This is a genomic window from Streptomyces sp. NPDC104814, assembly GCF_055583185.1.
Map to the genome: position 1 here is coordinate 448,980 of NZ_JBVJOL010000001.1, position 23,776 is coordinate 472,755.

A 23,776-nucleotide genomic window follows, 5' to 3' on the forward strand; every position below is an offset into this window, starting at 1 on the left:
GTGACGGCGATACCCAGCTTCACCGGCGACGCGAACCCCTACTCCGGCGGCGACCCGTACGCGGACTACCGCACCGCCGACTTCCCCTTCACCCACCACGCCAACCTCGCCGACCGGCAGCTCGGCGCCGGTGTCATCGCCGCCAACGACGAGTTCTTCGCCCAGCGCGAGAACCTGCTGGTCCCCGAGGCCGCCGAGTTCGACCCCGAGCACTTCGGGCACAAGGGCAAGGTCATGGACGGCTGGGAGACCCGCCGTCGGCGCGGCGCCTCCGCCGAGCACCCGTGGCCGACCGAGAACGACCACGACTGGGCGCTGATCCGCCTCGGCGCCCCCGGCGTGGTCCGCGGCGTCGTCGTCGACACCGCCCACTTCCGCGGCAACTACCCGCAGGCCGTCTCCGTCGAGGCCACTTCGGTGGCGGGCTCGCCGTCCCCCGAGGAACTGCTCGCCGACGACGTGAAGTGGACGACGCTCGTCCCGCGCACCGCGGTCGGCGGCCACGCGGCCAACGGCTTCGCGGTCGACGTCGAGCAGCGCTTCACGCACCTGCGCCTCAAGCAGCACCCCGACGGCGGCATCGCGCGCCTGCGGGTGTACGGCGAGGTCGTGCCGGACCCGAAGTGGCTCGAGGTGCTCGGCACCTTCGACGTGGTCGCCCTGGAGAACGGCGGCCGGGTCGAGGACGCCTCCAACCTCTTCTACTCGCCGGCCACCAACACCATCCAGCCGGGCCGCTCCCGCAAGATGGACGACGGCTGGGAGACCCGCCGCCGCCGCGACCAGGGCAACGACTGGATCCGCTACCAGCTGGTCGCCCAGTCCGAGATCCGCGCGATCGAGATCGACACCGCCTACCTCAAGGGCAACAGCGCGGGCTGGGCGTCGGTCTCCGTCAAGGACGGCGAGGACGGCCAGTGGGTGGAGATCCTCCCGCGCACCCGGATGCAGCCCGACACCAACCACCGCTTCGTCCTGCCGGCCCCGGCCGTCGGCACGCACGCGCGCGTGGACATCTTCCCCGACGGCGGCATCTCCCGCCTGCGCCTGTTCGGTTCGCTGACCGAGGCCGGCGCGACCCGCCTGGCGGCCCGCCACCAGGAACTGGGCGGCTGACCCACAGCCCCCGAAGGACCCGTGGGGCGCACCGGCCTGACAGCACCGGTGCGCTCCACGCGCCTGCCCGTTCGCAAGGGGCGGCCTGACAGCACCGGTGCGTTCCAGGCGCATGCGCGCTCTGAAGGGCGGCCTCCCACACCGGGCGCCCCACGCGCGTGCCCCCTCTCTAAGGGGACTCCGGTCAGGCCGCGTGGCCGCCGTCCACCGAGAACTCCGCGCCGGTGACGTACGTGGCGCCCGCGAGGTGGGCGACCGTTGCGGCCACCTCCTCCGGCCGGCCGAAACGGCCGAGGGCCGTCATGGCGGCCTGGCCGTCCGCGTACGGCCCGTCGGCGGGGTTCATGTCGGTGTCGATCGGGCCGGGGTGCACGATGTTCGCCGTGATCCCGCGCGGCCCCAGCTCCCGCGCCAGCGCCTTCGTCAGCCCGACCAGCGCCGCCTTGCTCATGGCGTACAGCGTGCCGCCGGGCCCCGGCACCCGCTGGACCATGCAGGTGCCGATGGTGATGATCCGCCCGCCGTCGGCCATCCGCGCGGCCGCCGCCTGCGAGGCGAGGAACACTCCGCGCACGTTCACCGCGAGCACCCGGTCCACGCCCGTGACGGGCAGGCTCTCCAGGGGGCCGAGCACGCCCACCCCCGCGTTGTTCACCAGCACGTCCAGCCCGCCCAGCGCGTCGGCGGCCCGGCCCACGACACCGGCCGCCTCGTCCGCGACCCCCGCGTCCGCCCGCAGCGCCACCGCCCGCCGCCCGAGCGCCTCGACGGCCCGTACGACGTCCTCGGCCGCCTCCTTCCCCTGTACGTAGGTCAGCGCCACGTCCGCGCCCTCGCGGGCCAGCCGCAATGCCGTGGCCGCCCCGATGCCCCGGCTGCCACCGGTGACGAGGGCCGCCTTGCCGTGAAGACTTCTGTTCTCCGTCATGCCTCCATCCCACCGGCCCCGCTCCGCGATGACCGGCGGCCAACGGACATCGAGTCGGCGGGCCACGCGGTGCGCAACCGGCCCGGCACCGGGCGGAGACCCGGCCCCGGCGACCGCCCGCTGCCGGAGCCGGCCCAGACGACACCGAGCCCTTCGTCTCCCCGGCCGAGGTCCTGCCGCCGCTCGGTTAACGGCCCGCGAACACACGGGAGGGAAAGGAGGAGACCCCGTGATTGTCATTGACATGCCAGTCTCTACGCGCGTCATCATGCCGCCATGAGATTCCCCCCACGCATCTCGCGCCTCGGCGCCGCAGCCGCGGTCCTGTCCGCCCTGCTCATGGGCGCCACCGTCTCCGCCGGCCCGGCCGGCGCGGCCACCGCGTCCGTCGGCACCATCTGCTACAGCGACCTGCCGTCCCAGGCCCACGACACCCTGAACCTGATCGCACAGGGCGGCCCCTTCCCGTACGACCAGGACGGCGTCGTCTTCCAGAACAGGGAAGGAGTCCTGCCGAGCCGGGCGAGCGGCTACTACCACGAGTACACGGTGATCACGCCCGGCTCTCCCACCCGCGGCGCCCGCCGCATCGTCACCGGTGAGGAGCGGCAGGAGGACTACTACACCGCCGACCACTACGCCACGTTCGACCTGGTCGACCACGGCTGCTGAGCCCCCGGCCCGGGGCTGGGGAGCGCCGCCACCACTCGCCCCGGGCCGAGCGAGCGGCCGGGCCGACCGCTTCCGGGCCGGCCCGGCCGCAGAGCCGGTGGCGCCCAGCCGCAGAGCCGGTGGCGCCCAGCCGCCCTCACCGCGCCTTGAAGCGCTCGGCGGCCGCGAACAGGGCGATCGCCGCCACGATCAGCGCGACGCTCGCGTACACCTCGTGGCCGTCGAGCAGGCCGATCCGCTGCACCAGGCCCACATGCCAGTCGGTGAACTCGTGCAGCAGGCCCATGGCGCCCTGCACCAGGGCGAGGAATCCGAGAGTCTCGAGCAACGTCTTCATGGGCACGAGCCTCGCGCCGCGTGCCCTCCGCCCGCATCGGCCACGTGGCGCGTCACGCGCGACGCAGGTGGCGGCGGTACCGGGCCGGGTGCGACCAAAGTCGGCACCCGGGCGACTTCGGTCGACGACCGCCCGCACCGGAGGGTGCGGCCCGCCGGCGCTCCGTAGATTGGTCGCTTGTGAAGTGGACTGCGAAGGACGACGCCGAGGCCCACGCGCCGGTCCTGCCCGGGCGGCGGTGGTGGCTGCCGTCCGCCCTGACCCATGAACTGGACCCGGTCACCGGCCGCGCCGGGCGGCCCCGGCGCACCGCGCGCGACTGGGCCGTCGACTTCTCCTGCTTCGCACTGGCCGTCGTCATCGGGCTGACCGCCGCCGAGTCGGTGGGCGACAACCCGCACGTCCCGCACGCACTGGCCGTCGCCGACCAAGGGCTCGGCGCGGCGGCCTGCGCGGCCGTGTGGCTGCGCCGCCGCTGGCCCGTCGCCCTCGCCATCGCCCTGACCGCGGTCAACTTCGTCTCCGACACCGCCGGCGGCGCCTACCTCATCGCCCTGTTCACCCTGGCCGTGCACCGGCCCTTCCGGTACGTGGCCTGGGTGGGCGCCGCCGAACTGGTCGCCATCCCGGTCTACTACTGGCTCCGGCCCGACGCCGACCTGTCCTACCCCGCCGCCGTCGCCTTCATCTACGTCCTCACCGTCGCCGTAGTCGGCTGGGGCATGTTCGTGCGCTCCAAGCGGCAACTGCTGCTGACCCTGCGGGATCGGGCGCGGCGCGCCGAGACGGAGGCGCGGCTGCGCGCCGACCAGGCGCAGCGGCTCGCCCGTGAGGCCATCGCCCGGGAGATGCACGACGTGCTCGCCCACCGGCTCACCCTCCTCAGCGTGCACGCCGGGGCACTGGAATTCCGCCCCGACGCCCCCGGCGAGGAGATCGCGCGGGCGGCCGGTGTCATCCGGGAGAGCGCCCACGAGGCACTGCAGGACCTGCGGGAGATCATCGGCGTCCTGCGCGCGGGCGACGGCGAGGACGGGGGCCGTCCGCAGCCCACGCTCGCCGCGCTGGACGCGCTGGTCGCCGAGTCCCGCGAGGCCGGCATGAAGGTCACGCTGGACCAGCGCGTCACCGACGCGGCCGGCGTCCCCGCCTCGGTGGGCCGCACCGCCTATCGCATCGCCCAGGAAGCCCTGACCAACGCCCGCAAGCACGCCCCCGGCACGGAGGTCACCGTCACGGTCACCGGCGCCCCGGGCGACGGCCTCACCATCGCCGTACGCAACCCGCCCCCCGACCACGAGCCCCCACCGGTTCCCGGCTCGGGCCAGGGGCTGATCGGCCTCACCGAACGCGCCACCCTCGCGGGCGGCCACCTGGAACACGGCCCGCGCGCGGACGGCGGCTTCGAGGTACGCGCGTGGCTGCCGTGGGGATGAGCCGGCGCACGGGGCGCCCTCTGCTGCGCACCCTTGCCACGCCGACTTGACGCCATGTCATGATCGGCAGCTGTTCTGTCAGTTGACCGCCCTACGTCCCGCCGCAGCCCGGGCCTTCCCTGTACGGTCCGCGGCAGGCGCACACCTCGCTGTGGCGCCGGCTGCGCGACGACGAGTGGCCGCCGCTCGGTGAGGTCCTGAGGGTGGGGCGGCAGCGCGTGCACGGCTGTGTGTGGGCGCTGTTGCTGCTGCCCTGCGTCTGGGGGCTGACCGTGCCCCTGCTTGCTGGTGATCACTCCGTGGCTGCTGCTGCTCAGCGCGCCCGTGGTGGTGGCGATCCTCTTCCGGCGGGCCTCGCCGCAGGCTCGGCAGGCGATGCGGCCTCGTCTGCGTGCCGCCGGGCGGTCGGTGCTGTGGTACTTCGGTGCGTTCACCTCGGTGCCGCTGGTGGGCGCGGCGGGGGCCTGGGCCACGCAGTTCACGCAGCGGGGTCAGGGGCCGGTGGGGTTCGCCTCCGGCCCAGCGGTCCGCAGCGCCTTCGACACCGCGCAGTGCACCCGGCGCTGCCCGCCCTCCTCACCGGCGTCCTGCTCTGGGAGTTCACGGCCATCGGCCTGGTCGCCGACGGGTCTCCACCCGGGCCGCCGGTCCTTCAGCTGTGCTCCCTGCTCGGCGGCCCGGCGTCGCTCACGGCGGTGGCCTGGTGGGAGATCCACCGGCTGCGCACCCGCTGCGGGGTGGTGCTGCGGGCCTGACGGGGCGCGCGTGCCTCGACGCGGGGGTGCAGGAGCGTGCGGAGGCACACACGCCTGCGCGCGTGGCGATGTGAGGCTCTGGCGGAGCGGGCCTGGCGGTGCGTCGGGGTGCGGGCGCGGCGGTGCGTGGCGAAGCGGCGGTGCGTGACGATGCGAGGGGCTCGCCGACGATGGGGGCGGAGCGGCGCCCTGCGTGAAGGCACGCGCGAGTGGCGCGGCGCACGTGGTTTCGTAGGGCCCATGACTGCGATCAGAGTGCTCCTCGTCGACGACGACCCGCTGGTGCGGGCCGGTCTGTCGCTGATGCTGGGCGGGGCCGACGACATCCGGATCGTCGGTGAGGCGGGCGACGGCGGCGAGGTGGCCGAACTGGTGGACCGCACCCGGCCGGACGTCGTGCTCATGGACATCCGCATGCCGTCCGTGGACGGACTGACCGCCACCGAGGAGCTGCGCGGCCGCGCGGACGCGCCCCAGGTCGTGCTGCTGACCACCTTCCACGCCGACGACCAGGTCCTGCGCGCCCTGCGTGCGGGCGCCGCCGGGTTCGTCCTGAAGGACACCCCGCCCGCCGAGATCATCGACGCGGTCCGCAAGGTGGCCGCCGGGGACCCGGTCCTGTCGCCCGCCGTGACCCGGCAGTTGATGCTCCACGCGGCCGGCACCGCCGCCGACACGCGCGGCGCACGCGCGCGTGAACGGCTCGCCACGCTGGCCGAGCGGGAACGCGAGGTCGCCGTCGCGGTGGGCCGCGGCCTGTCCAACGCGGAGATCGCCGCCGAGCTGTTCATGAGCGTCGCCACCGTCAAGGCGCACGTCTCCCGCATCCTGGCCCGCCTGGGCTTCAACAACCGGGTCCAGATCGCCCTGTTGGCGTACGACGCCGGACTGGTCGACGAAACCGGCCGCGGCGGGCACTGACGGCGGCGCTCGCGCGTTGGAAGGAGAGTCAAGGCCGTGCAGCGGCCGGCCCGCGGTGGCCGGACGGGACCGACCGGCCCGAGCGAGGGGGAGAGCCGTGGGCGAAGTGATCGACGTCGAGGAGTTCGGCACCGGGTTCACCGAGAACCCGCATCCGGCGTACGCCGCGCTGCGCGAGCGGGGCCCGGTGCACCGGGTGCGGCTGCCCACGGGCGAGGGGTATCAGGAGACGTGGCTGGTCGTGGGCCATGAGGAGGCGCGGGCCGCGCTCACCGATCCACGGCTGGTCAAGGACACCGCCCGGATCGGGCTGACCTTCCTCGACGACGAGTACATCGGCAAACACCTGCTCACCACCGACCCGCCGCAGCACACCCGGCTGCGCGGGCTGGTCTCCCGCGCGTTCACGATGCGCCGGGTGGAGCGGATGCGGCCGCGGATCCAGCAGATCACCGACGACCTGCTCGACGCGATGCTGCCGCTCGGCCGGGCCGACCTGGTGGAGTCCTTCTCCTACCCGCTGCCGATCACCGTGATCTGCGAACTGCTCGGGGTGCCCGAGCTGGACCGCGCCCGGTTCCGCCGCATGTCCACGGAGGCCGTGGCGCCCAGCAGCGCCGCGAGCGAGCAGGAGGCGTTCGCCCGGCTCGGCGCGTACCTCTCCGACCTGATCGAGGACAAGCGCTGCGCGGGGCCGAGCGACGACCTGCTCGGCGACCTGATCCGCACGGTGACGGAGGACGGCGACCGGCTCTCCGCGGACGAACTGCGCGGCATGGCCTTCCTGTTGCTCATCGCCGGTCACGAGACCACGGTCAACCTCATCACCAACGCCGTGCACGCGCTGCTCACCCACCCCGGCCAACTCGCCGCCCTGCGCGCCGACTGGAGCCTCGTCGACGGCGCGGTGGAGGAGACGCTGCGCTGGGAGGGACCGGTGGAGAACACGACGTTCCGCTTCGCCGCCGAGCCGTTGGAGATCGCGGGCCGGCGGATCGAGCGGGGCGAGCCGGTGCTCGTCGGGCTGACCGCCGTGGGCCGGGACACGGACCGCTTCCCCGAGCCCGACCGCTTCGACATCCGCCGCGACAGCCGAGGCCACCTGGCCTTCGGCCACGGCATCCACTACTGCCTCGGCGCCCCCCTGGCCCGCCTCGAGGCCCACATCGCCCTGCGCTCCTTGCTGCAGCGCACCCCGGCCCTCGCCCTGGCCGCCCCACCCGGCCCCTGGCTCCCGGGCACGCTCATACGAGGGGTTCGGAGCTTGCCGGTGCGCTGGTAGGACGTGGAGCCGCCGCGGTGGCGGGTCCCGCTGCGCGTCGGCGGCGGAGGGAGCGCGGTGCGAAACGGTGTGGTCGCGCGGCCGGGGGCACGGTGCGCGTCGGCGCGGTCGCGCGGCCGCGGGCGCACCACACGGCCCGTCCACCGCCGTAGGCCCTACGCCCCCGCCACCTCCCCCAGCCGCACCGGACGGCGCTCGCGTCGCGACAGCTCGCAGGCCTCGGCGATCCGCAGCGCCTGCAGGGCCTCGCGCCCGTCGCAGGGGTTGGCCCGCTCTCCCCGGACCACCTCCACGAACGCCATCAGCTCCGCCTCGTACGCGGGCCCGAAACGTTCCAGGAAGCCGGTCCACGGTTTGTCCGCGGCCGGCGGCCCGGTCGGCTCCGTGGACGCGATCGGTGTGCGGTCGTCCAGCCCCACCACGATCTGGTCCCGCTCCCCGGCGAGTTCCATGCGCACGTCGTACCCGGCGCCGTTCAGCCGGGTCGCCGTGGCGGTGGCGAGGGTGCCGTCGTCCAGGGTGAGCACCACCGCGGCGGTGTCCACGTCCCCGGCCTCCCGGAACATCGCCGGCCCGGCATCGGACCCCGCGGCGTACACGTCGGACACCTCCCGGCCGGTGACCCAGCGCAGGACGTCGAAATCGTGGATCAGTGTGTCCCGGTAGAGCCCGCCGGACAGCGGCAGCCACGCGGCGGGCGGCGGCGCCTGGTCGGAGGTGACCGCGCGCACGGTGTGCAGCCGCCCGAGCCGCCCCGAGCGCACCGCCTCCCGGGCACCCGCGTAGCCGGTGTCGAAACGGCGCTGGAAGCCCATCTGCAGGACCGTGCCGGCCGCCTCGACCTCCGCGATCGCCTGCAGTGTGCCCGGCAGGTCGAGCGCGATCGGCTTCTCGCAGAACACCGGCAGCCCCGAGCGGGCCGCCCGGCCGATCAGCTCCGCGTGGGCCTGCGTCGCCGTGGTGATCACCACGGCGTCCACGCCCCACGTGAAGATCTCGTCCACCCCGGGCGCCGCCGTCTCGCCCAGCCGCAGCGCGAGCTCCTGGGCCCGTGCCGGGTCGGCGTCCGTGAGGATCAGTGAGCCGACGTCGCGATGGCGACTGAGGGTGTTCGCGTGGATGGTGCCGATCCGGCCGGTACCGATGACCCCGATGCGCATGGAAACAAAGTGAGGTCGCGGTCCGGCCCCTGTCAATGCGTATGTCCGGACAACCGAACTACACAACTTCCCGTCAACAGCGCACGGGGCTACGCTCGGGCCGTGCCGAAACCAGAAGTGGACCCGACCGTGCAGCTCGAACTCCGTGTGGACCGCAGCTCTCCCGTGCCGCTGTACTTCCAGCTCTCGCAGCAGCTCGAGGCCGCGATCGAGCACGGCACCCTCACGCCGGGCAGTCTGCTCGGCAACGAGATCGAGCTCGCCGCACGGCTCGGCCTGTCCCGTCCGACGGTCCGCCAGGCCATCCAGTCCCTGGTCGACAAGGGTCTGCTGGTGCGCCGCCGCGGGGTCGGCACGCAGGTCGTGCACAGCCAGGTCAAGCGGCCGCTGGAGCTCAGCAGCCTCTACGACGACCTGGAGGCGGCCGGGCAGCGTCCGGCGACGAAGGTCCTGGTCAACGCGGTGGTCCCGGCGTCCGCCGAGGTCGCGGCCGCCCTCGGGGTCGCCGAGGGCGATGACGTCCACCGGGTGGAGCGGCTGCGGCTCGCGCACGGCGAGCCGATGGCGTACCTGTGCAACCACCTGCCGACCGGGCTGCTCGAACTGGACACCGCGCAGCTGGAGGCCACCGGCCTGTACCGGCTGATGCGCAGTGCCGGGATCACCCTGCACAGCGCCCGCCAGTCGATCGGGGCCCGCGGTGCGACCGCCGACGAGGCCGAGCGGCTCACCGAGAGCGAGGGTGCCCCGCTGCTCACCATGCAGCGCACTACGTTCGACGACACCGGGCGCGCCGTCGAGTTCGGCGACCACATCTACCGCCCGAGCCGCTACTCCTTCGAATTCCAGCTGCTCGTACGGTCCTGACGGCGCTGTCGCCGTTCCGACGCGGGGCCGGTTTCGTCTCTATGTCCGGACAATAAGACCCGTCTGTGCTCCCCGGGCGCCGTCCCCGGCAGCCCCGTGCCCGATACTGGTGTGTTTGGGGCCGGTGGGACTCGTGAGGCTGATGAGGCTGAAGAGACCACCGGGCGCCCCTCGCAGGACACCGCACAGCACACAGCAAGAAGGGCACCGCCTCGTGGCACGGTTTCGGACCTGGGCAGGGATCGCGTTGGCAGGGGCACTGTGTGTGTCCCTGTCGGCGTGCAGCAGCACCGGCGGCAAACGCGCCGAGGACGCCCGCAAGGCCGCGGCCGCGCAGGGCCGGGCGGCGGTGAACACGCCCCGCTGGACCTTCGCGATGATCACGCACTCCGGCGACGGCGACACCTTCTGGGACATCGTCCAGAGCGGCGCCAAGCAGGCCGCGGTCAAGGACAACATCAACTTCCTGTACTCGCACGACGACGAGGCCCAGCAGCAGGCGCAGCTCGTCGACGCCGCCGTCGACAAGAAGGTCGACGGCATCATCGTCACGCTCGCCAAGCCCGACGCCATGAAGGCCGCCGTCGCCCGCGCCGAGAAGGCCGGCATCCCGGTGATCACCGTGAACTCCGGCTCGGCGGAGTCCAAGGCCTTCGGCGCGCTCACCCATGTCGGACAGGACGAGACGATCGCCGGTGAGGCCGTCGGCGAGGAGCTGAACAAGCGCGGCAAGAAGAAAGCCCTGTGCGTGCTGCACGAGCAGGGCAACGTCGGTCACGAGCAGCGCTGCGACGGCATCGCCAAGACCTTCCACGGCACTCTGCAACGCGTGTACGTCAACGGCACCAACATGCCCGACGTGCAGTCCGGCGTCGGGGCCAAGCTCCAGGCCGACCCGTCCATCGACGCCGTCGTCACCCTCGGCGCCCCCTACGCCGACACCGCGGTGAAGGCCAAGGCGGACGCGGGCAGCAAGGCCGAGATCGACACCTTCGACCTCAACGCCAAGGTCGCCACCGAACTCCAGGACGGCACCCTCGGCTTCGCCGTCGACCAGCAGCCGTACCTCCAGGGCTACCAGGCCGTGGACCTGCTGTGGCTCTACAAGTACAACAACGATGTCCTCGGTGGCGGCCGCCCGGTGCTCACCGGTCCGCAGATCATCACCAAGGACCAGGCGGCCGCGCTGCAGGAGTACACGAAGCGAGGCACCCGATGACCGCCGTCACCGCCGACGAACGGCTCCTTCGGACCTCGCCGCTGCGCAAGCTGCTCGCCCGTCCCGAGCTCGGCTCGGTGGTCGGCGCCGTCGCGGTCTTCGTCTTCTTCGCGTTCTTCGCCGACAGTTTCCTGCGCGCCTCCAGCCTGAGCACGGTCCTGTACGCGTCCTCGACAATCGGCATCATGGCCGTCCCGGTCGCGCTGCTGATGATCGGCGGAGAGTTCGACCTGTCGGCCGGCGTCATGGTGACGTCGTCGGCATTGATCTCGTCCATGTTCAGCTTCCAGACGACCGCGAACGTCTGGGTCGGCGTCGGTGTCTCCCTGCTGGTCACGCTGGCCATCGGCGCCTTCAACGGGTTCATGCTGACCCGCACCAAGCTGCCCAGCTTCATCATCACCCTGGGCACCTTCCTGATGTTGACCGGCATGAACCTCGGCTTCACCAAGTTGATCGACGGCACGGTGTCGACGAAGACCATCGCCGACATGGAGGGCTTCCCCAGCGCTCACGACGTCTTCGCGTCGACGTTGACCGTCGGCGGTGTCGACATCAAGGTCACCATCCTGTGGTGGCTGGCCCTGGTCGCCGTCGCCTCCTGGATCCTGCTGCGGACCCGCACGGGCAACTGGATCTTCGCGGTCGGCGGCAACCAGGACGCGGCCCGCGCGGTCGGCGTCCCCGTCGCCAAGACCAAGATCGGCCTCTACATGGGCGTGGCCCTCGGTGCCTGGATCTCCGGTCAACACCTGCTGTTCAGCTATGACGTCGTCCAGTCCGGCGAAGGTGTCGGCAACGAGTTGATCTACATCATCGCGGCCGTCATCGGCGGCTGCCTGATCACCGGCGGCTACGGCAGCGCGGTCGGGTCCGCCGTCGGGGCGTTCATCTTCGGCATGACGAGCAAGGGCATCGTCTTCGCCGAATGGAACCCCGACTGGTTCAAGTTCTTCCTCGGAGCGATGCTGCTCCTCGCGACCCTGCTCAACGCCTGGGTCCGCAAGCGCGCGGAGGCCACGACATGACGCACCCCGAGGCCCGCACGGCACTCGTCGAGCTGTCGGACGTCAGCAAGCACTACGGCAACGTCCGCGCCCTGGAGGGCGTGTCCCTCGAGGTCCACGCGGGGGAGATCACCTGCGTCCTCGGCGACAACGGCGCCGGCAAGTCAACATTGATCAAGATGATTGCCGGTCTGCACCAGCATGACGAGGGTGTGCTGCGTATCGACGGCGAGGAGACCCGTCTCTCCTCGCCCCGCGAAGCCCTGGACCGCGGTATCGCCACGGTCTACCAGGACCTCGCGGTCGTCCCGCTCATGCCGGTGTGGCGCAACTTCTTCCTCGGCTCCGAGCCGCGCAAGGGCACCGGGCCGTTCAAGCGCATGGACGTCGACCACATGCGCCGCACCACGCGCGCTGAGCTGCTGCGCATGGGCATCGACCTGCGCGACGTCGACCAGCCCATCGGCACCCTGTCCGGCGGCGAACGCCAGTGCGTGGCCATCGCGCGGGCCGTCCACTTCGGCGCGAAGGTCCTGGTCCTGGACGAGCCCACGGCCGCGCTGGGCGTGAAGCAGTCCGGCGTGGTCCTCAAGTACGTGGCCGCGGCACGTGACGAGGGTCTCGGTGTCGTACTGATCACCCACAACCCCCATCACGCCTACCTGGTGGGCGACAGATTCGTCCTCCTCAAGCGCGGCACGATGGTGGGCAACCACACACGCCAAGAGATCACCCTGGACGAGCTGACGAGCCAAATGGCAGGCGGAAGCGACCTGGACGAACTACGGCACGAGCTGCAGCGCCGGTAAGGGGCGCGGGGCAGCGCCGACAGGCGGCTCCGCCGCATGGGCGCGAGCAACCACAAAGCACCCACACCCGGCGTAAATGATCAACCACCCCCTCGATTCCCCGTTCGTCGCCGAAGGCACCCGTGGGGCAGAATCGGCGGCGATGAGCACCTACGGCACCTTCACGGCCCCCATCGGCTCCCGCCGGGCGACCGCGCTGCGAACGGTCGGCACCCGCGAGCGCCGGTCCCACCTGACCGCCCCGCGGGTACCCACCGTGGGCATCGACATCGGCGGTACGAAGGTGATGGCCGGTGTCGTGGACGCCGACGGCAACATCCTGGAGAAGCTCCGCACGGAGACCCCGGACAAGTCCAAAAGCCCCAAGGTCGTCGAGGACACCATCGTCGAGCTGGTGCTGGACCTGTCCGACCGGCACGACGTGCACGCCGTCGGCATCGGCGCGGCCGGCTGGGTCGACGCCGACCGCAACCGTGTCCTGTTCGCCCCGCACCTGTCCTGGCGCAACGAGCCGCTGCGCGACCGCCTCGCCGCCCGCCTGTCGGTGCCGGTGCTGGTCGACAACGACGCCAACACGGCCGCCTGGGCCGAGTGGCGCTTCGGTGCCGGCCGTGGCGAGGACCACCTCGTCATGATCACGCTCGGCACCGGCATCGGCGGCGCGATCCTCGAGGACGGCCAGGTCAAGCGGGGCAAGTACGGCGTCGCCGGCGAGTTCGGCCATATGCAGGTCGTGCCCGGCGGCCACCGCTGCCCCTGCGGCAACCGCGGTTGCTGGGAGCAGTACAGCTCCGGCAACGCCCTCGTCAGGGAGGCCAGGGAGATGGCCGCCGCCGACTCCCCGGTGGCCTACGGGGTCATCGAGCACGTCAAGGGCAACATCGCCGACATCAACGGCCCGATGATCACCGAGCTGGCCCGCGAGGGCGACGCGATGTGCGTGGAGCTGCTCCAGGACATCGGCCAGTGGCTCGGCGTCGGCATCGCCAACCTCGCCGCCGCCCTCGACCCCTCCTGCTTCGTCATCGGCGGCGGTGTCTCCGCGGCCGACGACCTGCTGATCGGCCCCGCGCGGGACGCCTTCAAGCGGCACCTGACCGGGCGCGGCTACCGCCCCGAGGCGCGGATCGTGCGGGCCCAGCTCGGCCCCGAGGCCGGCATGGTGGGCGCCGCCGACCTGGCGCGGCTGGTCGCCCGGCGCTTCCGCCGCGCCAACCGGCGCCGGGTGGAGCGCCATGAACGTTACGAGCGGTACGTCGAGGCGCGCCGCGCGGCCCGGGACTCCGCATGACCGCCTCGCTTCCCCACCAGGCGCCGCCCGCGGACGAGCCGGAGCAGCCGGGCGAGGACCGCCGGCACCGGATCCGCCGCCGGGCGCTCACTCTGCTGATCATCGTGCTGCTCATCGGTGTCCCGGCCGGCTATCTGGTGATCTCGGCCAACCAGAGCCGCGACAGCGGCAAGGACAAGGAGGCGAAGTACTCGGCGACCGGCCTGACCGCGGGCTGGCCGTCCGGGGTGCAGCGCCGCCTGTACCAGGTGCCGATCCCGAGGCAGTCGCACGAGGTCGCCTACTACGAGACCAACAACTGGAAGACCAGCCGTCTCTACGTGCAGTTCCAGACCTCCGCCGCCAATCTGGACAACTTCCTGCGGTGGATCGGCGCCCGGCACAGCGACCTGCGCGCCGGCGACATCGCCATCAGCGACCGCGACCAGAAGATCACCGGCTGGAAGTTCACCGGTCCCGGTCCGTGGAGCGGCCTGGTGCACGAGCAGAAGAACCCGGCGCCCACCCAGGACATCGTCGTGAACACGGCCGACCCCGACAACCCGATGGTGTACGTCGTCTCCCGTACCGTGCCCTGAGCCCGGCCGCGGCCGAGACGTCCCGGCTCGCCCCGGCCGCCGGAGCCGATTGTCAGACCCCGCCCGTAGAGTCGAAGACGTCTGATCCGACACGCGGACGGGAGGTGGCAGAGCGTATGGGCGAGGTGCCCGCGGTGGCGGACCGTGCCGAGCGCACGGCCGGCCCGCCCGCGACCGTGGAACAGGTTCCCGTGCGGCTCGCGGCCGTCTTCCTCCCGGCCCCTCTGCCGCGCGAGAGCCGCGTCGCCTTCTGGGACCCGGACGAAGCCCCCCTGCCCGGGCCGGCCACCGCGGAGCCGGTCGACCTGACCGTCGTACGGCCGCACGGCGCGACCGTACGCCGCAGGCAGACCCCGGCGCTGTCCCTCCCGCTCGACACCGCCCTGCCGCTGCTCGTGCGCGCCCGCCGCGACCCGGCCGCGCACCCCGCCACCGCCTGCTGGGGCGCGGCCGCCCTGCACGCGCTACGGCTCACCGCGCGCGGACGTCTGCTGCCCGGCCTCACCCCGGCCGGCCACGACGCCTGGCGCGCCGGGCCGCTCGACCCGGACGACATCGCCCACCTGCGCGCGATCGCCGCCGCGCTGCCCGCCGAAGGCCACGCCGTCCCCCTGCCCGGCCCCGGCCCGTTGCGGCTGCCCGAACCCGAGGCACTCCTGCGCGCCTTCCTCGACGCGGTCGCCGACACCCTGCCCCGCACCCCGGCCGCGCCGTACGCCTCCGGGCGCCCCTTCGCCGCCCGGGAGCCGGTCCGGCTGCCCGGCGCGCAGGACTGGGCCGCCGAGGTCGCCGCCGGCATGGACGCGGGCGTACGGATCTCGCTGCGCCTGGACCTGTCGGCCACCGACCTCTTCGACCAGGGCTCCGGCGGTGCGGGCGCGCGCGGCGCCGGAGCGGCGATCGTGCAGGTGCACAGCCTCGCCGACCCCACCCTGATCACCGACGCGGCGGCGCTGTGGGCGGGCGAGGCCGACGCCGCCTTCGGCCCCCGCGCGCGGGTAGACGCCGCGCTCGCCGTACGCCGCGCCGCCCGCGTGTGGCCGCCGCTCGCCCGGCTCACCGAACAGGACGCCCCCGATGCGCTGGCCCTGTCCGAGGACGAACTCGGCGACCTGCTCGGCGTCGCCGCCACCCGGCTCGCGGCCGCCGGGGTCGCCGTGCACTGGCCGCGCGACCTGGCGCAGGACCTCACCGCGAGCGCCGTGGTCCGGTCCGCGCCGGGCTCGGCGACCGACGGCACCGGCTTCTTCGAGAGCGAGGACCTGCTCCAGTTCCGCTGGCAGCTCGCCCTCGGCGGCGACCCGCTCTCCGAGACCGAGATGGACACCCTCGCCGAGGCCCACCGCCCGGTCGTGCGGCTGCGCGACCAGTGGGTCCTCGTCGACCCGGCGCTCGTCCGCAAGGCCCGCAAGCGCGATCTGGGCCTGCTCGACCCCGTCGACGCGCTGTCCGTCGCCCTCACCGGCACCGCCGAGGTCGACGGCGAGACGGTCGAGGCCGTTCCGGCCGGCGCGCTGGCGGCCCTGCGCGACCGCCTCACCGCCGGTGTGACCCCGGCCGAGCCGCCCGCCGGCCTGCACGCCACCCTGCGCGACTACCAGCTGCGCGGCCTCGCCTGGCTGGAGCTGATGACCTCCCTCGGCCTCGGCGGCTGCCTCGCCGACGACATGGGCCTCGGCAAGACCATCACCGTCATCGCCCTCCACCTCAAACGGGCCCGCAGCGAACCGACCCTGGTCGTCTGCCCGGCGTCCCTGCTCGGCAACTGGCAGCGGGAGATCACCCGGTTCGCGCCCGGCGTCCCCGTCCGCCGCTACCACGGCCCGGACCGCAGCCTGGACGGCCTCGACGGCGGTTTCGTCCTTACCACCTACGGCACCATGCGCTCGGCCGCGCCGACGCTGGCCGAGCAGCCGTGGGGCATGGTGGTCGCCGACGAGGCCCAGCACGTGAAGAACCCCTACTCGGCGACGGCCAAGGCGCTGCGCACCCTCCCCACGCCCGCGCGCGTGGCGCTGACCGGCACCCCCGTCGAGAACAACCTCTCCGAGCTGTGGGCCCTGCTCGACTGGACGACCCCCGGCCTGCTCGGCCCCCTGAAGTCCTTCCGCGCCCGGCACGCGCGCGCCGTGGAGACCGGCGAGGACGAGGAGGCCGTGCAGCGCCTGGCCCGTCTGGTCCGGCCGTTCCTGCTGCGGCGCAAGAAATCCGACCCCGGCATCGTGCCCGAGTTGCCGCCCAAGACGGAGACGGACCACCCGGTGCCGCTCACCCGCGAACAGGCCGCGCTGTACGAGGCGGTGGTGCGCGAGTCGATGCTCGCCATCGAGGTCTCCGAGGGCATGGCCCGCCGCGGCCTGGTGCTGAAACTGCTCACCTCGCTGAAGCAGATCTGCGACCACCCGGCGCTGTATCTGAAGGAGGACCACGGCCCGGCCGCCGGCGACCGGCTCGCCGCCCGCTCCGGCAAACTGGCCCTGCTGGACGAGCTGTTGGACACCCTGCTCGCCGAGGACGGCTCCGCCCTGGTGTTCACGCAGTACGTCGGCATGGCCCGCCTGATCAGCGCGCACCTCGCCGCCCGCGCGGTCCCTGTGGACCTGCTGCACGGCGGCACGCCCGTCCCCGAACGCGAGCGCATGGTCGACCGTTTCCAGAGCGGTACGACACCGATCCTGGTCCTGTCCCTCAAGGCCGCCGGCACCGGCCTGAACCTCACCCGCGCCGGCCATGTCGTCCACTTCGACCGCTGGTGGAACCCCGCCGTGGAGGAACAGGCCACCGACCGCGCCTACCGCATTGGCCAGACCCAGCCGGTGCAGGTCCACCGGCTGATCACGGAGGGCACGGTCGAGGACCGCATCGCCGAGATGCTCGCCGCGAAACGCGCCCTGGCCGACGCCATCCTCGGCTCCGGCGAGTCCGCCCTCACGGAACTGACGGACCGTGAACTGTCCGACCTCGTCTCACTGCGGAGGGAGGCGTGATGACCCCGACGGACGACGACGGCACGGCGGACACCAGGGCCGAGGGCAGGGCCGACGTTCAAGGTCCCCGCCCCGGCTCCGGCTCCGGCCCCGCGGAGGCGGCACGGCGGGCCCTGCGTGAGGCGCGGGAGCGCGGTGCGGCGACGGCGGAGGGGACCGGCGCGGGGGAGCGGCGAAACCCCGAGCACGAGCACGACCACGAGCCCGCGCGGGCGGAGCACGCGACAGCGACCGGTGCCGGACAGACGGAGCGCGGGGCAGCGGCTGCCCCGGTCCACCCGGGCCACGCGGCAGCCGCCGGCCCCGTACGCCCGGATCATGCGGCAGCTGCCGACGCCGGGCGGCCGGAGCAGGCGGCAGCCGCCGACGGCGTACAGCCGGAACGTGGGACCGCCGCCGGTGCCGTACCGGCGGGCGGCGGGCGGCAGCAGTCCCGGCCGGGCGACGTCGCGCGCGAGGCGCTGCGCCGCGCGGTGGCCCAGCGGCGCACGGCGGTGCCGGCCGACGACGAAGCCGCAGGGCACCCGGCTCCCCCGGAGGAGCAGACCGCTGCCGCACCCGCGGAGCCGGGACCCGCGGCCGATGCGACCGCGTCCGGTGGAGTCCCGGCCGATGCGGCCACGGCCGGTGGACTCCCACCTCATGTGGCCACGGCCGGTGGACTCCCACCTCATGGGGCCAAGGCCGGTGGGCCCACGGCCGATGCGTCCGCGGTCGGTGGACTCCCACCTCATGTGGCCACGGCCGGTGGGCCCACGGCCGATGCGTCCGCGGCCGGTGGACTCCCACCTCATGGGGCCACGGCCGGTGGACTCCCACCTCATGGGGCCACGGCTGGTGGGCCCACGGCCGATGCGTCCGCGGTCGGTGGACGCTCATCCCCTGTGGCCGCGGCCGGTGAGCCCCCGGCCGAAGACGCGGCCCCCGCCGATCGTGCCCGTGAGGCGTTGCGCGCCGCCCGCGCCGAGGCGCAGCGCAAGGCGGCCGACGCGGGACAGGCGGACCGCCCGTCCTCCCCGCGGCGCAGACCGTTCCGCCCCTCCGAACCCGCTGCCGAGCGGCGCACCGGCCGGCCCATGGGCAACCCCCAGGCCGGACAACGAGCCCGGGAACTGCGGCAGTTGCTGTCGGGCGCCTTCCGTATGCCCACCGAGGCGACCACGGACGAAACCGCCGACGAGGCCGGCGGCCCGGTTGAGCAGCCGGGCAGGGCCACCCCGCCGCCGGTGGAACCGTGGCCCGCGCACGAGGACGACGTCCCCGTCCGCCGTACGCCGCCCGAGGCTCCTGCCCCCGCGCCCCTCCTGCCCCGCTCGATGGCCGCGCCCGCGCGGGACGGCGACCTGCGCCGCACCTTCCCGCCCTTCGCACCCCTGCCGGCGGGCGCGGACTCCCGGTTCGCCGAGACCTGGTGGGGCAACGCCTGGGTGACGGCGCTGGAGGAGGGGGCGCTCGACCCGAAGAGACTGGTCCGTGGGCGGGGTTACGCCGAGCAGGGCCACGTGGACGCGATCACCGTCACCCCGGGTTCGGTGCTCGCGTACGTGCAGGGCAGCCGGCCGCGCCCCTACCGCGTGCAGGTGCGGCTGCGCACCCTGGACGACGCCGACTGGGCGCGTTTCCTGGACGCCGCGGCGGAGCGGCCCGGCCACATCGCCGCCCTGCTGGACAAGGAGATGCCGCAGTCCCTCGCCGACTGCGGCGTCCGGCTGCTGCCCGGCCCCGGCGACCTGGAGCCCCGCTGCAGCTGCCCCGACCGCGGCCACCCCTGCAAACACGCCGCCGCCCTGTGCTACCAGACCGCCCGCCTGCTGGACGCCGACCCCTTCGTGCTGCTCCTGCTGCGCGGCCGCGGCGAGCGGGAGCTGCTCGACGCGCTCGCCCGGCTGAGCGCCACCCGCGCGGCCAGAGCCGCCCAGGACCGGGAGCCCGCGCCACTGCCCGGTGTCCGGGCCGCCGAAGCGCTCGCACCCCGTCAACTCCCTCCGCTTCCGGCACCGTTGCCGCTCCCCCCGCACCCGGAGCAGCCGCCCGTCTACCCGGCGGCCCCCGGCGGACCCGACCCGATCGCGCTCGACCAGCTCGCCACCGACGCGGCAGCCCGTGCCCATGCCCTGCTCGCCACCGGGCATGACGAGGTGGGCGAACTGACCCTGTGGCAGGACGCGATCCGGCTGGCCGCGGCCCGTCCCGGCTCGGGGCTCACCGCCGGCTCGCGCGCCCTGTACTCCTCGCTCGCCTCCGCGGCCGGCCGCACCTCCGCCGAGCTGGCCCGCGCCGTCGCCGCGTGGCGCCAGGGCGGCCCGGACGGGCTCGACGTACTGGAGGAGCCGTGGGATCCGCCGGCGGGACGCTTCGACCGGGCGCGTCCGGCGCTCCTGGCCGCCGATCTCCCGGCGTTCCGTCCGTGGCGCAACCGCCTCACCCACCCGCGCGGACACGTCCAGCTGCGGCTGGGCCGGGACGGCCTGTGGTACGCCTACGAGTCCGAGCCCGGCGCCGACGACTGGTGGCCGCGCGGCACCCCCGACTCCGACCCGGTCGGCGCCCTCACGGGCCTCGGCACCACGGACGACCTCTGACCGACCGCATCCGGCTCGAACCGGGCGCCGGCGGACCGAGCGGCGGCCGCTGAGCCGTGCACACCTGGCTCCCGCCGTGCGCCGGCGAGCCGAGCAGCGGCCGCTGAGCCGCCCACGCCCGCCTCCGGCCGTGCGCCGGCGAGCCCCGCAGCGACGGCTGACCCACCGCACCCGCGTCCCCCCGGCCTGCACCCCGGCCCCGGCCTGCTCCCCGGCCCCGGTCGCACCCCGGCTCCTGGTCCGCGCCCCTGCCCCCCCGCCCCCGGCCCGCTCCCCAGCCCCGGCCTGGCCTGGGTCCCCACCGGCCGTTCGTCGAAGGGGCGTTGTCAGTGGTCCCCGCTAAGTTCGTTGGTGTCCCGCCGGTCCGGCGAATGGGCTTCCCTCGTGCTGCAAAGGAGATGGTGCGTTGTCCGACGTCGAGAGGTCGAGCACGACGCGGGTGATCCAACCCGCCAGGCCGCGCAAACTGGCCAAGGTCCCGTTCGTCGAACTGGCCGACGGACGCCTGCAGGGCGTCGTCTCCAGCGGCTCGGACATCGAGCGGGTCTACGTCTCCTCGGTCGCCGCCGGGACGTACGCCTACGCGTGCAGCACCAACAACAACCGTCCCTGTGGCGGTGCCCGCGGCGGCTTCTGCAACCACATCGGCGCGCTGATCAACGAATCGGTGCTCCAGTACGGCGCCGAGCGCGTCGCCCGCTATCTGCGGGTCGACCTCGGCGAGAGCGAGGCCGGTGCGCAGGCGATCCGCCTCACGATGAGCAGCACCCGCCCGTCCCCGGCGGACAGCAAGGCCGCCGCCTCCGTCTTCAGCCGCTTCCTGCGTCACCTGGCGTACCTCGAAATGGCGTCCACCACCGTGCCGTTGCCGGAGATGCAGTGGTTCCCGCCGACGAGGGCGGTGGCCTGATGCGCATGGATCTCCTCACCGAACCGGTGGACGGTCTCGACGAGACCCTGGCCGCCGTCGACGCCTTCGACCGGACCCTGCTCGGGGGCCTGCTGCGCCCCCAGCCCGCCCAGGCCGAGGGTCTGACGGCCCTCGCCGACGCGGTCGCCGCGAGCCCGCTCGCCTCCCGGGTCGCCGAGGCCGCCGAGAAGGCCGCTGCCGGCGCCGCCGGCGAGGACCACTTCCTCGCGCTCGCCGCGGCCCGCACCGCCCTGCTCGGCGCCGCGCACGACGCGCTCGCCGAGCGCGCCGACGACGCCACCGGCCGCACCCGTGCCGAGACCTCCGCCCCGGCCGCCACCGGCGAGCAGGCGCCGAACCTGCTGGCGGCCGCCCGTTCCTGGCTCTGCGACCTGGCCCGAACCGGCTGGCAGGGCCTCGAACACGACGTGGTCGCCGGCTCCGCTCCAGTGGTCTCCGCGATGCTCCCCGACCCCGCGCTGCGGCGCCTTGCGACCCTCCTCGACGGTTTCGCCGCCGAACTCGCCGCATCCTGCCCGGGAGCCTCCCTGCACAGCGTGCCCGTGCGCCGCTGGGCCGACCTGTGGGCGCGCGGCATGCTCCTCACGGTGCCCGGCGCCGCCGCGCCCGTCACCCGGACCGTCACCGGCCGGCTGCTGCCCCTCGGCGTCGACGTCCAGGAGCACGCCACCGCGGCCCAGGCGCAGGTGCACGCCGTGCTCGAGCCCGCCGACGGCACCGCGGCCCGGCTGGTGCGGGCGAGCGTGTCCGTGCCGAAGCCCGACACGGTCCTCGGCGCGGGTCTCTGGCAGCTGCTGCGCCCCCACATGTCGCTCCTGGCCGCCGTCGGCGAGGGCCGCTGCATGGACCTCACCGACATGCCGGTCACCGCCGAGGGCGACCTGATCTGGCAGGACGAGCACGCCCGCCCGGGCGAGAGCGCCGACCCCTTCGCCACCGCCCGCGTCGCCCTGCCCACCGCCGAAGCCTCCCGGACCGTCCCCCTGGACCGGCACCCGGTGCGCCTGACCCACCTGGTGTTCCTGGAGGGCTACGGCGTCGAACAGGACGGCGACACGGTCACGTTCAGCCTGACCGGGCAGCACCTGGCCGTCGACACCGACCGCGCCCCGGTCGCCGGACCGCTCACCCCGCAGGCCGTCGCCACCTCCAGCGCCTGCATCGGGCTGCTGCGCTGGGACGCCGGGCGGTGGGTTCTGCAGCCGCTCGCCGTGGAGACCACCGTGCGCAAGAAGACGGTCGCGGTGCACGCGGGCGCCTGGGCCGGCGGCACGACGGACAAGGCCGGGGTCAAGGCGGAGAAGGCAGCCACCGACGCGGTGGCCGTACTGCGCGAACGCGCCGGAAGGCTGCTGCGCTCATGACCGACCACACCACCACCGAACCGACCGGTACCACCCCCGATTCGACCGGCACCGCCCCCGAACAACCGACCGCCCCCGAACCGACCGCCACCGGCCCTGAGGGACCCCAGGCACCCTCGCTCCCCACACCCGACGAGAACCGTCGGCAGGTCCTGTACTGGCGCCTGCTCGCCCGTCTCTTCGACCCCGAGGAGCAGGCCGGTCTGGAGTCCGCCTCCCTCGCCGTCGTCGAGGACATCGGGCTGCCGCCCGCGCTGCTGGACCCGCAGGCGTCCGTCGACGCCATCGTGCAACGCCACCCCGAGCTGGCCGCCGAGTTCGACGGCCTGATGGTGCCCGAGCCGGAGGAGGAGGGCCGTGACCGGGCCGCCGAGGTGCGCCGGGCCGCCCTGGCGTCCAAGGTGCTGCTCAACGTCTTCGCCTCCGGCACCGGTACGGTCACCGCCGGGCAGCTCGCCCGCTGGCAGGCCGACGCCGGCTGGCTGGAGCGGGCCCTCGGCTGCACCCCGGGCGACCTGCGCGGCGGCCGCGGCACCGGCGCCGCCCGGTCCGGCGCCGGCGGGGGAGTGAGCCCGACCGGCACCGCAGCCGGCTTCCCGGCCCCCGACCTCGGCACCCTGATCCCGGCGATCGGACCCGAACTCGGCGCCATCGAAGCCGACATGGTCAAGCGGATGCGGCTGAGGGAAGTCCTCGCCGATCCGCAGCTCGCCGCGCAGCTCACCCCGAGCATGTCGCTGATCGAACAGCTGCTGCGCGACAAGAACAACCTCTCCGGTGTCGCCCTCGCCAACGCCAAGGCCCTGATCCGCCGCTTCGTCGACGAGGTCGCCGAAGTGCTGCGCACCCAGGTCGAGAAGGCATCCGTGGGCGCCCTGGACCGATCGGTGCCGCCGAAGCGGGTCTTCCGCAACCTCGACCTCGACCGCACCATCTGGAAGAACCTCACCAACTGGGACCCGGAGGAGGAGCGGCTCTACGTCGACCGTCTCTACTACCGGCACACCGCGCGCAAGACGACACCGCAGCGGCTGATCGTGGTCGTGGACCAGTCGGGTTCCATGGTCGACTCGATGGTCAACTGCACCATCCTCGCGTCGATCTTCGCCGGGCTGCCCAAGGTCGACGTCCACCTGATCGCCTACGACACCCAGGCGCTCGACCTCACGCCCTGGGTGAACGACCCCTTCGAGACCCTGCTGCGTACCCAGCTCGGCGGCGGCACGGACGGCACGGTCGCCATGGCCCTGGCCCAGCCGAAGATCGCCGAACCGCGCAACACCGTCGTGGTGTGGATCTCCGACTTCTACGAATGGCGCTGCGAGCCGCTGTTCGAGAGCATGGCGGCCATCCACCGCTCCGGTGCGAAGTTCATCCCGGTCGGCTCGGTGACCAGCGCCGGGCGCGGCAGCGTCAATCCGTGGTTCAAGGAACGCTTCAAGGATCTCGGTACGCCGGTCATATCCGGCCACATCCGCAAGCTCGTGCACGAGCTGAAGACGTTCCTCCCTTAAGGCGCCTCACCGGCCCCAGT

Annotated in this window: 19 protein-coding genes and 1 pseudogene; 17 read left to right on the top strand and 3 right to left on the bottom strand. The window is 73.7% G+C overall.

Annotated features, from left to right (window positions below):
• Complete coding sequence (gene alc / locus ACZ64A_RS01830) at nucleotides 1–1,116, top strand: allantoicase (RefSeq protein ID WP_469807567.1); 1,116 nt, start codon at nucleotides 1–3, stop codon at nucleotides 1,114–1,116.
• Between the two features lie 184 nt (nucleotides 1,117–1,300).
• On the opposite strand, the gene ACZ64A_RS01835 is transcribed toward alc, so the two are convergent.
• On the bottom strand, nucleotides 1,301–2,044 hold the full coding sequence (locus tag ACZ64A_RS01835) for an SDR family oxidoreductase (RefSeq protein ID WP_469807568.1): 744 nt from the start codon (nucleotides 2,042–2,044) through the stop codon (nucleotides 1,301–1,303).
• Nucleotides 2,045–2,320: 276 nt separating this feature from the next.
• On the opposite strand from ACZ64A_RS01835, the gene ACZ64A_RS01840 reads away from it, so the two are divergent.
• Entirely contained in the window at nucleotides 2,321–2,716 is a 396-nt protein-coding gene (locus ACZ64A_RS01840) for a guanyl-specific ribonuclease (RefSeq protein ID WP_469807570.1), read from the top strand.
• 136 nt (nucleotides 2,717–2,852) lie between these two features.
• Here the strand turns inward: ACZ64A_RS01840 and ACZ64A_RS01845 are convergent, their stop codons facing one another.
• Nucleotides 2,853–3,053, bottom strand: a complete 201-nt coding sequence (locus ACZ64A_RS01845; protein ID WP_469807571.1) for a hypothetical protein — start codon at nucleotides 3,051–3,053, stop codon at nucleotides 2,853–2,855.
• A gap of 179 nt (nucleotides 3,054–3,232) precedes the next feature.
• Here ACZ64A_RS01845 and ACZ64A_RS01850 point away from each other — a divergent pair, with 179 nt between their 5' ends.
• From ACZ64A_RS01850 to ACZ64A_RS01865, 4 genes and pseudogenes are all read left to right on the top strand, one after another.
• Complete coding sequence (locus ACZ64A_RS01850; RefSeq protein ID WP_469807572.1) at nucleotides 3,233–4,489, top strand: sensor histidine kinase; 1,257 nt, start codon at nucleotides 3,233–3,235, stop codon at nucleotides 4,487–4,489.
• Between the two features lie 285 nt (nucleotides 4,490–4,774).
• Nucleotides 4,775–5,244 (top strand): annotated as a pseudogene (locus ACZ64A_RS01855) (hypothetical protein); the annotation flags it as partial.
• A gap of 240 nt (nucleotides 5,245–5,484) precedes the next feature.
• Complete coding sequence (locus tag ACZ64A_RS01860; RefSeq protein ID WP_469807573.1) at nucleotides 5,485–6,165, top strand: response regulator; 681 nt, start codon at nucleotides 5,485–5,487, stop codon at nucleotides 6,163–6,165.
• A gap of 97 nt (nucleotides 6,166–6,262) precedes the next feature.
• Nucleotides 6,263–7,447 carry a cytochrome P450 family protein gene (locus tag ACZ64A_RS01865; RefSeq protein WP_469807574.1) on the top strand — a complete coding sequence of 395 codons (1,185 nt, stop codon included), beginning with the start codon at nucleotides 6,263–6,265 and terminating at the stop codon, nucleotides 7,445–7,447.
• 155 nt (nucleotides 7,448–7,602) lie between these two features.
• On the opposite strand, the gene ACZ64A_RS01870 is transcribed toward ACZ64A_RS01865, so the two are convergent.
• Nucleotides 7,603–8,607, bottom strand: a complete 1,005-nt coding sequence (locus ACZ64A_RS01870) for a Gfo/Idh/MocA family protein (RefSeq protein WP_469807575.1) — start codon at nucleotides 8,605–8,607, stop codon at nucleotides 7,603–7,605.
• Between the two features lie 129 nt (nucleotides 8,608–8,736).
• Here ACZ64A_RS01870 and ACZ64A_RS01875 point away from each other — a divergent pair, with 129 nt between their 5' ends.
• From ACZ64A_RS01875 to ACZ64A_RS01925, 11 genes are all read left to right on the top strand, one after another.
• A complete protein-coding gene (locus ACZ64A_RS01875) occupies nucleotides 8,737–9,474 on the top strand; it encodes a GntR family transcriptional regulator (protein WP_469809023.1) in 738 nt (245 codons plus the stop codon).
• Nucleotides 9,475–9,688: 214 nt separating this feature from the next.
• Nucleotides 9,689–10,693 carry a sugar ABC transporter substrate-binding protein gene (locus ACZ64A_RS01880; protein WP_469807576.1) on the top strand — a complete coding sequence of 335 codons (1,005 nt, stop codon included), beginning with the start codon at nucleotides 9,689–9,691 and terminating at the stop codon, nucleotides 10,691–10,693.
• Complete coding sequence (locus ACZ64A_RS01885; protein ID WP_469807577.1) at nucleotides 10,690–11,721, top strand: ABC transporter permease; 1,032 nt, start codon at nucleotides 10,690–10,692, stop codon at nucleotides 11,719–11,721. Before ACZ64A_RS01880 ends, ACZ64A_RS01885 begins: the two co-directional genes overlap by 4 nt.
• The gene (locus ACZ64A_RS01890) at nucleotides 11,718–12,509 is read left to right on the top strand and encodes an ATP-binding cassette domain-containing protein (RefSeq protein ID WP_469807578.1); all 792 of its coding nucleotides are present in this window, start codon (nucleotides 11,718–11,720) and stop codon (nucleotides 12,507–12,509) included. Before ACZ64A_RS01885 ends, ACZ64A_RS01890 begins: the two co-directional genes overlap by 4 nt.
• A 142-nt stretch (nucleotides 12,510–12,651) precedes the next feature.
• The gene (locus tag ACZ64A_RS01895) at nucleotides 12,652–13,800 is read left to right on the top strand and encodes an ROK family glucokinase (protein ID WP_469807579.1); all 1,149 of its coding nucleotides are present in this window, start codon (nucleotides 12,652–12,654) and stop codon (nucleotides 13,798–13,800) included.
• Entirely contained in the window at nucleotides 13,797–14,378 is a 582-nt protein-coding gene (locus tag ACZ64A_RS01900; RefSeq protein ID WP_469807580.1) for a sugar kinase, read from the top strand. The genes ACZ64A_RS01895 and ACZ64A_RS01900 overlap by 4 nt, the downstream gene beginning before the upstream one ends.
• 116 nt (nucleotides 14,379–14,494) lie before the next feature.
• Nucleotides 14,495–17,365, top strand: a complete 2,871-nt coding sequence (locus ACZ64A_RS01905; protein ID WP_469807581.1) for a DEAD/DEAH box helicase — start codon at nucleotides 14,495–14,497, stop codon at nucleotides 17,363–17,365.
• 461 nt (nucleotides 17,366–17,826) lie between these two features.
• The gene (locus ACZ64A_RS01910; protein WP_469809024.1) at nucleotides 17,827–19,947 is read left to right on the top strand and encodes an SWIM zinc finger family protein; all 2,121 of its coding nucleotides are present in this window, start codon (nucleotides 17,827–17,829) and stop codon (nucleotides 19,945–19,947) included.
• A 406-nt stretch (nucleotides 19,948–20,353) separates the two neighbouring features.
• On the top strand, nucleotides 20,354–20,857 hold the full coding sequence (locus ACZ64A_RS01915) for a hypothetical protein (protein ID WP_469807583.1): 504 nt from the start codon (nucleotides 20,354–20,356) through the stop codon (nucleotides 20,855–20,857).
• On the top strand, nucleotides 20,827–22,242 hold the full coding sequence (locus tag ACZ64A_RS01920) for a hypothetical protein (RefSeq protein ID WP_469807584.1): 1,416 nt from the start codon (nucleotides 20,827–20,829) through the stop codon (nucleotides 22,240–22,242). The genes ACZ64A_RS01915 and ACZ64A_RS01920 overlap by 31 nt, the downstream gene beginning before the upstream one ends.
• Complete coding sequence (locus ACZ64A_RS01925; RefSeq protein WP_469807585.1) at nucleotides 22,239–23,756, top strand: vWA domain-containing protein; 1,518 nt, start codon at nucleotides 22,239–22,241, stop codon at nucleotides 23,754–23,756. The genes ACZ64A_RS01920 and ACZ64A_RS01925 overlap by 4 nt, the downstream gene beginning before the upstream one ends.
• Nucleotides 23,757–23,776: the final 20 nt, after the last annotated feature.